The organism is Negativicutes bacterium, assembly GCA_018052945.1.
In the GTDB taxonomy this organism is placed as follows: domain Bacteria; phylum Bacillota; class Negativicutes; order JAGPMH01; family JAGPMH01; genus JAGPMH01.
Genome location: JAGPMH010000002.1, coordinates 56,900 through 67,515, shown reverse-complemented (window position 1 = coordinate 67,515; position 10,616 = coordinate 56,900). Strand labels below are relative to the sequence as shown.

Sequence of the window (10,616 nt, the reverse complement as noted above, 5' to 3'; positions counted from 1 at the left end):
GCTACCTTGCAACATTACAATCCTTTAATAGATGATGCCGTAAAAAAACAGTGGTCAATACCGGAAAAGTGGAAGCTGATAGCACAAATGCCTTTTGGCAATCCACTAGAACAGCCTGGCGAAAAAGAATATAAAAGTATAGCAGACAGAGTTAAAATTTATCGTTAAAAATATATAGGTGATAATATGGATAAAGAAGTGAAAAAACCAGATGTCTTAATTATTGGTTCGGGGCCGGCTGGATTAACAGCAGGGATATATGCAGCAAGATTTAAATTAGAGACGATGATTATTGAAGATGAATTAATTGGTGGACAAATTAGAGAAGCCTATGTTGTAGAAAATTATCCCGGGTTTGCCACTATTGGTGGTGAAGAGTTGGTAAATCGGATGAAAGAACAAGCATTAAAATCAGGTGCGAAGATTGATGAATTTGACTATATTGTAAAAGTTGATTTATCAAACTCTTTAAAAGTTATTGAAACTAGTATGTATATTTATCAACCGGCAGTGCTGATTATTTCGGCTGGGATGAAAAGACGAGAATTGCCAATACCGGAAGAAAAAAAATTGCGCGGTAAGGGAATACATTATTGTGAACTGTGTGATGGCTATTTATATGATAACAAAGTAGTAGCTGTTATTGGTGGTGGTAATTCAGCAGTAGGAGCGGCGTTAGCGCTTACCAAATATGCAACAAAAGTTTTTGTCATTAATAGAGGTGATGCTTTTCAAGCCGATAAAACAAGTTTAGAAAAAATGCTTAATCACCCTGCTATTGAGATAAAATATAAGACTACGGTGAAAAATGCTGTAGGGACAGATTCTTTAGAGAGTTTGCTGCTGCAAGATGATAATGGAGAATATAATCTAACAGTCCAAGGTGTATTTGTTTATATTGGTTCAACACCGCGGACTAAATTGTATGCTGATTATCTAAAACTAGATGAAAATAAAAATATAATAGCGGATGAAAGTTGCCAAACTAATATAGAAGGCGTATTTGTGGCAGGTGATGTAAGAAGTAAGAAAGTTAGACAACTTACTACCGCTGTTAGTGATGGCACTGTTGCTGCTATTTTAGCGGAAGAATATATTAATAAGAACAGATAGGAGATGATTTTATGGTTAAAGTATATTCTATTAATGAATGTCCTTGGTGTAAAAAGGTTAAAGCTTATTTAGACCAAAAAGGGGTAGATTATCAAGAAATTAATGTTGAGGAAGATGAACAAGGGTTCCAAGCAATGCTTAATTTGTCAAAACAACGTAATGTACCGGTGATTGAAATAAACAATGATTTTGTCGTTGGTTTTGACAGAGAAAAAATTGATGAATTATTAAAATAAGGAAAAATACTTAGGCTAAATTAGTCTAAGTATTTTTATTGACAAAAATTATTTCTGTGTTATAATAATGTAATGAATTTAAATAGAAAATGCTGGTATATTTCTTTAAGATGCTGTGAAAGAAGTTCTGTTATTTAAATTCGCAATATAAGGAAAGTTGGTAATGTAGTAATTAGTATTTTGATATCTTTAATATTACTTTTTTTAGTAAAATTATTTGATTGTGCTTTTGGCGTATTGAAAACAATTTGTATTTATAAAGATAAATATTTTTTAGGAGCAATTTGTGCGTCGCTAGGTGTGGTATGTTTTATTTATACCGCACAACAAAGTGGAGAATTTGTATATTTGACAATTTTTGTAGCGACATTTTTGGGTAATTATTTACCACCGATGATATTAAATTATCTCACTAAGGATAAGCTATTTGTCTATGAGGTTGTATCAAAAGACGTCAATTCCGGCAAGGTTTTTGCTGATAAGATGAGGTCTTATAATTTAGAAGTTAATACTAGTATTTGTTTTAATAGCAAGTTAAAGAAAGTAGTTGCTTGTAGGGTTTATAGTAAATCCAAAGATAATAGTAAGTTGATTGAACAAACAATTCCTAGTAGTTTTAGTTATAGTGTACTTAAATCAATATAATTTATTAAATTGGAAAGAAGCAATTGTTAGATTGCTTCTTTTTTAATACAAAATTAAGATAACTTTAATGAAAAAAACACAAAATTAAGCTATAATTTTAATGAAATGAGGTGCTGGGATGAAAGAACAAGGTTATGTGCAAGTCTACACTGGGGATGGCAAGGGGAAAACGACAGCTGCTATTGGTCTTACTATCAGGGCGTTAGGAGCCGGAAAGAAAGTTTGCTTGCTGCAATTTATGAAGAATAAAGAATATAGCGAACATAAAATTTTGGAATCTTTTTATCCGCAATTAGTTTGTAAAACTTTTGGCAAGCCTTTTTTTATTGCTACTGACCAATGTCAGATTAATCCAGAACGGCTAGACTCAGAAGTTGTTTTTTATAAACCGTCTAATCCACCGATTGAATATGTTAATATGATTAAAGATGGCTTAAAGGAAGCTTTGGCGGCGGTTAGTTCGGGAGAGTATGATTTGGTTGTTTTAGATGAAATTAATTTGGTATTATTTTTTGAGTTGGCAAAATGGGAAGCATTAAAAGCGATTTTAGATGCACGCAAACCGGAAGTGGAATTGGTATTGACTGGTCGAAAGGCGGATCAACGCTTATTGGCTTGTGCTGACTTGGTAACTGATATGCAGGAAGCTAAACATTATTATGCTGAAGGTGTCCAAGGACGGTTAGGAATTGAGCTGTAATATCAGCTTAGCTAAATTTATTATTTTAATTGAGGAGAAGTATAATGAAAAAAGTTGCCTTTATTTGTGTTCATAATTCTTGTCGGTCGCAAATGGCCGAAGCTTTGGCGAGGGTTATTGGGCTGGAGGTGTTAGAAGCTTACTCCGCCGGTACTGAAACTAAACCGCAAATTAATCAAGATGCAGTTATGGTAATGAAAGAGTTGGGGATTGATATGGAAATTAATCAAAGCTCTAAATTATTGTCAGATATCCCGGAAGTTGATATTGTCATTACGATGGGCTGTAATGTTGTTTGTCCGATGATAAAAAGCAGTTACAGAGAAGACTGGGGGCTAGAGGATCCTTCGGGAAAAGGCTTGGCAGAATTTCGCCAAACCAGAAATATAATAAAAAATAAAGTTGATAGTCTAGTAACGAGAATAAAAAATAACTTACTGTAAAATATACTACAAAAAGTTACAAAATTGTTTAAAAAACATTAAAAACAGGAGCAAAAAGACCTATTTTTACAATTAAAGAGCAAAAAGAGTAGTCAAAAGACATATTTTGTATTATAATGTAGGTGTAAACACCGAGTATGCAAAGCTATAATCTCAACTTTTAGGGGGGAGACACTATGGCAATAAAAACGGTCGAAATGGACAGTCGTGATAGCGTAAGTTATCGAGGATATTTAAAAAGATGCGGCTACATTTCAGCAAGTTATTTATCAGTTAGTGGTTTTGATGCAAGTCGTCTCAAGAAGCTTGCACAAGAAGGAAAGCTCGATGCAGTTCGTTGTTCCATTGGTAACTCAGTAAGATGGTACTACTGTGAAAAACAAGCAGAATCAGCGCATCTAAGAGGTGAAGTTTGATTTAACTTTTATTCAATAGTTAGGCTATTTTGGTGTTTGGTAGAGATAAAATTATAACAGAAGCATTTTGAGGAATCGACGATCGTTGGTTCCTATTTTTTTATAAAAATAAGGTGAAGTATTATGAATTTTTTTGTGTTGGTAATAGGGTTATATCTTTTAATAAGTTATGTTTTAATTAAGTTATTGGGGTTAATTAGTGATGTTTATAAGAATAGACTGGTGATAGGGTTTTATTGGTGTTTGAATTTTTTTGTGCTAAGTGGATTGTTTTTTTTACGGTTTAGAGAAATTGATAATATTAGTTTAGCGGTAGGGAAATTATTTTTCACCTATATCTCACTGCAATTTATGGCACTATTGCTTAGTCCGTTAGCATTGCTTATAGAAAAAATACTAAGCATTAACAGTAATAATACTTTTGATGATACTAAAAGAAATTTATTAAAAAAAATAGCGATTGCTGTTCCGACTTTTTCATTAGGGGTTAGTTTATATGGGGTTTATAATGAAAGTGAAAATATAAAGATTAATACACTGAAACTTGAAGTTGAAGCTAAGGCAAAAGGATTGAGTGATTTTAAAATTATTCAACTTAGCGATATTCATTTAGGGTTGTTTTTCTCTATGGAAAAACTAGAAGCTTGTTTAAAACTTATTCAAGCTGAGCAAGCTGATTTATTGGTGATTACAGGCGATTTAATTGATGATTTGAGTTTGCTAACCCCAACAATAACTTTATTAGAACAATACCAACAGTATTTTGATAAAATTGTAATTTCTTGGGGAAATCATGAGCACATTAGAAATTTCAAACTGATTGAGCAGGCTTTTAAAGATAGTGAAATTACGGTGTTATGTAATGAAAATTATCAAATTAATCAAAAGTTATATTTATTGGGTGTAGATTATCCGTTTGATAATAGTAAGCTTAATAGAAGTAATATGCTTAATTTAGCACAAAAGGATATACCACAGGAGGCTTTGAAAGTATTATTGAGTCATCATCCTGCTTTTATTGAGGAGAGCTTTGAAAATAATATTGCGTTAACTTTAGCCGGACATACTCATGGTGGGCAATTTCCGGGCTTTGCACAAATGATGGCGTTGCGTTATAAATATTACAAGGGGTTGTATAAAAAAGGTGATTTATATGGTTATGTTAATGTTGGACTAGGGCATTGGATGCCGTTTCGGTTAGGATGTCGTCCGGAAATAACTATTTTTATTTTGAAGTGAAATGAGGTGTAATTTTATTGGAAAATATGTTTGCGCGAACGGAATTGTTGTTAGGTAAAACTAATATTGATAAACTAAAAAATAGCACGGTGATTGTTTTTGGGATTGGCGGAGTAGGAAGTTATGTTGTGGAAGCACTGACCAGAGTTGGCGTTGGTAAGATTGTTATTGTTGATAAAGATGATATTTCTATATCTAATATTAATCGTCAATTGCCGGCGACTCAGCAAACGATAGGGTTATCGAAAGTTAAAATCATGAAAGAACGGATGTTAAGTATCAATCCTGAAATTACGGTAGTGGCAAAACAAGAATTTTATTTGCCGGGGAGAGCAGATGAATTTTTAAATGATGACCTTGACTATATTGTTGATGCTGTTGATAATGTAACGGCAAAACTTGATTTGATTTGTTGTGCGAAAGAAAAAAACATTCCGATAATCAGTTCGATGGGAACCGGTAATAAGCTTGACCCTACTAGGCTGGAAATAGCTGATATAAAAAAGACTTCGGTTTGTCCGCTAGCTAAAGTTATGCGCAAAGAATTGCGTAAGCGAAATGTTGATTCTGTTAAAGTGGTCTATTCGAAAGAAGAGCCAGTAGTGCCAATGACAGTGGACGAAGAAGGTAACCCTATCCGTAGCAGTGTGCCGGGGAGTATTTCGTTCGTTCCATCAGTAGCAGGGCTAATTATTGCCAGTGAAGTAGTGAAAGACTTACTGAAACTTCCCCAATAAAAAAAGAGCTAAATTTATTAATAAAAAATAAATTTAGCTCTTTTGTGTAGTTAGTTTAAATTGCTGTAAAAATGAAACGTAAGCCCATTAAAGTGAGCATTACTGCCAATAGGGTGATGATGTATTTGGGTTTTGTTTTTTGTGATATTTTGGCACCGATTTGTGCACCAATTACTGCGCCAAAGCCAATGGATAAGGCGGTACTCATTAAGATATTACCAAAGAGAAAATGAGAAATTACGGCAATAAATGAAGAAATGGTTAAGACGAAATGAGAAGTTGCCGTCGCAATGTGGATAGGAAATTTTAAAGCATAAATCATTAAGGGGACGTGAATTGCTCCGCCGCCAATGCCGAAAATGCTGGAGAGGAAACCGACTAAAGTACTGATAGCAATACCTAATTTTTGGTTAAATTGAAAGGTTTTTTTATGGAAGGGTAAATGGTTAGAGGGTGGGTTAGTTTTAAATAACATAATGGTGGCAATCAGTAAAATGAAAATACCAAAAGCTAAGCGAAATGACTCACCGGTAAAGTATTCGGTTAAGTAACTGCCGATAAAAGCTCCGGGAATAGTAGCTAAGGCAAAGGGCAGACCAGCTTTATAAAAAACCTTATCCTGCCTGATGTAAGCAAAAGTTCCTGATAAGGCATTTAAAAATACCACTACCAGTGAGGTTGCTACGGCATTTTGTGGTGAAAAATTGAACAAAAATATAAAAATAGGGATTAATATTAAGCCGCCACCGATGCCGACTAAAGTTCCTAAACCGCCGACAAAAACTCCTAATGTAAATAAGCTAATAACAGAAAAAATAAATATGCGCCTCCTATAAAGTATTTTAATTAGTACAAGATGATGGTATATTATTTATCATACTGCGATTTGAGGATTTTGCAAAGAGAGGGTTTGAAATTGGAAGCAACAATTGATAAAATGTATGATTGGGTTGAAAATTATATTAAGAGTTTTTATACTGAAGATAGATTGGTGCAAGAACATATCGAGTTAAAGGAACAGCACACTTATTTGGTGGCAAAATATTGTCGCCAATTAGCGAGTCATTTAGCATTGGCTGAGCATGATGTGATATTGGCGGAAATGATAGGATTATTCCATGATATTGGGCGATTTAGACAGTTTGAAATTTATAAAACGTTTAATGATCGTAAGTCAGAAAACCATTCCTTATTGGGTTTAAGGGAAATAGCTGATTTAGTGTTATTGGAGAATTTATCGGCGGAAGATTTAGCTGTTTTTAAATTTGCTATTACTAACCATAATGCGATTGAAATCGATAGTAACGGTTCAGAGCGACAACAACTTTTTAGTAAAATAATTCGTGATGCCGATAAAATTGATATATACCGAGTACTAGAACCAACGTTGGTGCAGTCTAGTGATGATGGTTATAGTGAAATTTTTGCAAAGGCTTTTTTAGAAGGAAAACAGTGCGATTATACTTATATGAAGACAACAGAAGACCGAAAATTGGTAAGGTTGTTGTGGTTATATAACATCAACTATCAGTGGAGTATGGACCAAATTTTGTCACAAGGTCATTTCATGAAAATTGCGGCAACTTTGCCGGAAAATGAAATAACTGTTGCTGGAATTAAGAAACTTAAGGCATATTTAACGGAAAAGTATAATATAAATAGCTAAAAATATAAAAAATTAATGATAATTTTTAGTGTAGGCAGGAACAGCTATAACAAATAACGAATTTTAACTAATTGAACTATTTAAAACAGATAAGGGGTAAGAAGATGGCAGAGCGTATTAATATAGCATCAAATTTTATTCAAAATATCATTGATGATGATTTAAAGCAAGAACAATATAGTGAGGGCATAGTTACTCGTTTCCCACCTGAACCTAACGGCTATTTACATATTGGCCATGCAAAGTCAATTTGCCTAAACTTTGGTTTAGCACAAAAATATAATGGTAAATGTAATTTGCGATTTGATGATACTAATCCGATTAAAGAAGATGTGGAATATGTTGATTCAATTCAAGCAGATGTAAAATGGTTAGGTTTTGATTGGGAAGATCGCAAATATTATGCTTCAGATTATTTTGAAAAAATATATGAATTAACGATTAAGTTAATTAAAGCTGGTAAAGCATATGTCTGTGACTTAACACCGGAAGAAATTCGCCAATATCGTGGCACTTTAGTGGAAGCAGGGAAAGAAAGTCCTTATCGCAATCGTAGTGTTGAAGAGAATTTAGCTTTATTCCAAAAAATGAAAAACGGTGAATTGGCTGATGGAAGCAAAGTTTTACGTGCGAAAATTGATATGAGTTCACCTAATATGAATTTGCGTGATCCGATTATTTACCGGATTGCTCATGTAGAACATCATAATACCGGGACACAGTGGTGTATTTATCCAATGTATGATTATGCTCATCCGATTTCCGATGCTATTGAAGGCATCACGCATTCTATTTGTACGCTGGAGTTTGAAGATCATCGCCCATTATATGATTGGACTTTAGAAGCCTTAGAATTTGAACTTCCGCGACCGAAGCAAATTGAATTTGCTCGTTTAAATATGACTAATATGATAATGAGTAAACGCAAATTAAGAGCATTAGTAGAAGGTGGATATGTTAGTGGTTGGGATGATCCACGGATGCCGACTATTTCCGGGTTGCGCCGTCGTGGGTATACGCCAGAGGCAATTCGTGATTTTTGTGAACGGATTGGCGTTGCAAAGAGTAACAGTACGGTTGATATTGCGATGCTGGAACATTGCATTAGAGAAGATCTTAATCTTAGAGCCAATAGAGCAATGGCAGTATTAAGACCATTGAAAATTGTGATTGAAAACTATCCGGAAGAAAAAGTTGAATATTTACAAGCAACAGTTGCCCCTGATGCTAATCCGGTAAATGGTTACCGCAATATTCCTTTTGGTCGTGAAATATATATCGAGCAAGAAGATTTTATGGAAGAAGCACCGAAAAAGTTCTTCCGTTTGAAACCGGGTGGCGAAGTACGCTTAAAGCATGCCTATATTATTAAATGTGAAGACGTTATTAAAGATGATAGCGGCAATGTGATAGAGTTACGTTGTTCTTATGACCCGGACACAAAAAGTGGTGGTGCTAATAGCGGACGTAAGGTTAAAGGAACGTTACACTGGGTTAGTGCTAAACATGCGATTAAAGCAGAAGTAAGATTATATGACTATTTGTTGCTAGCGGAAAAAGCAGATGAAGCGGATGATTTTATCAGTAGTTTAAACCCTAATTCCCTAGAAATTTTAAATGATTGTATGGTTGAGCCGAGCTTAGCCTGGACAGCGCCGGGCAATCGTTATCAATTTTTGCGCCAAGGTTATTTCTGTGTGGATAAAGAGTCCACTATGGAGAAATTAATTTTCAATCAAGTTGTTGGTTTGCGTGACTCTTGGGCTAAAATTAACAAATAGAATTTTGGAGGCAATAATGGCTAAGATACCTAAAAATTTATCAGATAAAGATATGATGGTTAATTTTAAAGAAGAATTGACTTTTGAAAATATGTTTTCCGATGAACCAGAAGTTAAGAAGGTTCAAAAAAAAGATAAAGAAAATTTAAATACTGCTTTTTTAAGTGAAGAATTACAAGAGAAAATCGGTAAAGCGTTGTTGGATTTAAAGCTGGAATTGTATAAAGAAGGTATGGTTGATTATAAAATAAAAGTTGTAAGAGAAAACCATAAAATAACGTTATTGCCGATGCCAATTAAAATTAAGGAAAAATAAGATAAGCTTATTGTGGAGATGAAGATGGGAAGTAGTGCGTTAGTAGCAATAATAATATTTATTAGTGCTTATGTGCTGATTGTTACAGAGAAAATTCATCGGACCATCGTTGCATTAGCTGGTGGCATGCTGATGATTTTTACGGGTATTTTAAGTCAAGAAGCGGCAATCAGCCACATTGATTTTAATACTATCGGGTTATTAATTGGAATGATGATTATCGTTAATATTACTGCTGAAACTGGATTGTTTAATTATTTAGCGATTTGGGCAACCAAAAAAGTGAAAGCTGAACCGATAAAAATATTAGTGGTTATGAGTCTAATCACGGCAGTTTGCTCAGCGGTCTTAGATAATGTTACTACAGTGTTGTTAACGGTACCGGTAACATTTAGTATTGCTAAGAAATTAAAACTATCACCGCAGCCATATTTGATAGCACAGATATTATCTGCTAATATTGGGGGAACAGCGACGCTAATTGGTGATCCGCCGAATATTATGATTGGCAGTGCAGTTAAAGAACTGACGTTTATGGCGTTTTTGCAAAATTTAGGGCTTGTTTGTGCCGTAATTTTACTGGTAACTTTATTGATAATAGCCTTTATTTACCGTAAAAAATTGGTTACTAGACCTGAACTAAAATATGAAATAATGTTGATGGATGAACAAGCTGAATTAAAAGATACGGGCTTGCTAAAAAAATCATTGTCAGTATTGGCGATAACAATATCATTCTTTGTTTTGCATAGCCAGTTGCACTTGGAGTCAGCAACAGTAGCACTAACAGGAGCTTGTTTATTGTTAATGTTAACTTTTCACAGTAATGAAAAAATGTTAGAAAAAATGTTTAGTAAAGTAGAATGGTTAGCAATTTTCTTTTTTGTTGGATTATTTATTTTAGTTGGAGCGTTAGTTGATACCGGCGTTATTGAACAACTGGCGACAACAGCCATGAGTTTAACACAAGGAAATTTGGCGGCTAGTTCAATGCTTGTTTTGTGGCTTAGTGCCATTGCTTCGGCCTTTATTGATAATATTCCGTTTGTTGCTACGATGATTCCGTTGATAAAGGAAATGGGGCAACTAGGAATGACTAATTTAGAGCCGCTATGGTGGAGTTTATCGTTAGGAGCATGCTTGGGTGGTAATGGTACTTTGGTGGGAGCTAGTGCGAATGTGGTAGTTGCCAGTTTGGCAGCACAGCAGGGGCATAAATTATCCTTCTTAAAATTTATGTATATCGCTTTTCCGCTAATGATTTTATCAATTATTATTTCGAGTATGTTTATATATTTAAAATTTTTATGATAAAAGGTGGAAA

At 34.2% G+C, this 10,616-nt stretch carries 13 protein-coding genes; 12 read left to right on the top strand and 1 reads right to left on the bottom strand.

The features are described 5' to 3' along the window. Positions 1–186: 186 nt before the first annotated feature. From KBI38_00810 to KBI38_00775, 8 genes are all read left to right on the top strand, one after another. Positions 187–1,113 carry an FAD-dependent oxidoreductase gene (locus KBI38_00810; protein MBP8628608.1) on the top strand — a complete coding sequence of 309 codons (927 nt, stop codon included), beginning with the start codon at positions 187–189 and terminating at the stop codon, positions 1,111–1,113. An 11-nt stretch (positions 1,114–1,124) separates the two neighbouring features. Next, the gene (locus KBI38_00805) at positions 1,125–1,349 is read left to right on the top strand and encodes a glutathione S-transferase N-terminal domain-containing protein (protein ID MBP8628607.1); all 225 of its coding nucleotides are present in this window, start codon (positions 1,125–1,127) and stop codon (positions 1,347–1,349) included. Positions 1,350–1,586: 237 nt separating this feature from the next. Further along, positions 1,587–1,994 (top strand): hypothetical protein, encoded by a 408-nt coding sequence (locus KBI38_00800; protein ID MBP8628606.1) that lies wholly within the window; start codon positions 1,587–1,589, stop codon positions 1,992–1,994. Between the two features lie 118 nt (positions 1,995–2,112). Continuing rightward, positions 2,113–2,694 carry a cob(I)yrinic acid a,c-diamide adenosyltransferase gene (locus tag KBI38_00795; protein MBP8628605.1) on the top strand — a complete coding sequence of 194 codons (582 nt, stop codon included), beginning with the start codon at positions 2,113–2,115 and terminating at the stop codon, positions 2,692–2,694. A 44-nt stretch (positions 2,695–2,738) separates the two neighbouring features. Next, positions 2,739–3,137 carry an arsenate reductase ArsC gene (locus tag KBI38_00790; protein MBP8628604.1) on the top strand — a complete coding sequence of 133 codons (399 nt, stop codon included), beginning with the start codon at positions 2,739–2,741 and terminating at the stop codon, positions 3,135–3,137. Positions 3,138–3,313: 176 nt separating this feature from the next. Next, positions 3,314–3,553 (top strand): hypothetical protein, encoded by a 240-nt coding sequence (locus tag KBI38_00785; GenBank protein MBP8628603.1) that lies wholly within the window; start codon positions 3,314–3,316, stop codon positions 3,551–3,553. A 123-nt stretch (positions 3,554–3,676) separates the two neighbouring features. After that, the gene (locus tag KBI38_00780) at positions 3,677–4,792 is read left to right on the top strand and encodes a metallophosphoesterase (GenBank protein ID MBP8628602.1); all 1,116 of its coding nucleotides are present in this window, start codon (positions 3,677–3,679) and stop codon (positions 4,790–4,792) included. A gap of 17 nt (positions 4,793–4,809) precedes the next feature. After that, a complete protein-coding gene (locus tag KBI38_00775; protein ID MBP8628601.1) occupies positions 4,810–5,529 on the top strand; it encodes a tRNA threonylcarbamoyladenosine dehydratase in 720 nt (239 codons plus the stop codon). 55 nt (positions 5,530–5,584) lie between these two features. On the opposite strand, the gene KBI38_00770 is transcribed toward KBI38_00775, so the two are convergent. Continuing rightward, a complete protein-coding gene (locus KBI38_00770) occupies positions 5,585–6,346 on the bottom strand; it encodes a sulfite exporter TauE/SafE family protein (protein MBP8628600.1) in 762 nt (253 codons plus the stop codon). Between the two features lie 42 nt (positions 6,347–6,388). Between KBI38_00770 and KBI38_00765 the strand changes: the two genes are divergently transcribed. The 4 genes from KBI38_00765 to KBI38_00750 all read left to right on the top strand — a co-directional run bounded on the left by KBI38_00765 (position 6,389) and on the right by KBI38_00750 (position 10,603). Next, positions 6,389–7,195 (top strand): HD domain-containing protein, encoded by an 807-nt coding sequence (locus KBI38_00765; protein MBP8628599.1) that lies wholly within the window; start codon positions 6,389–6,391, stop codon positions 7,193–7,195. A gap of 104 nt (positions 7,196–7,299) precedes the next feature. Further along, on the top strand, positions 7,300–8,976 hold the full coding sequence (locus KBI38_00760) for a glutamine--tRNA ligase/YqeY domain fusion protein (protein ID MBP8628598.1): 1,677 nt from the start codon (positions 7,300–7,302) through the stop codon (positions 8,974–8,976). 16 nt (positions 8,977–8,992) lie between these two features. Beyond that, on the top strand, positions 8,993–9,292 hold the full coding sequence (locus KBI38_00755; protein ID MBP8628597.1) for a hypothetical protein: 300 nt from the start codon (positions 8,993–8,995) through the stop codon (positions 9,290–9,292). Between the two features lie 24 nt (positions 9,293–9,316). Continuing rightward, complete coding sequence (locus KBI38_00750; protein MBP8628596.1) at positions 9,317–10,603, top strand: ArsB/NhaD family transporter; 1,287 nt, start codon at positions 9,317–9,319, stop codon at positions 10,601–10,603. Positions 10,604–10,616 lie beyond the last annotated feature (13 nt).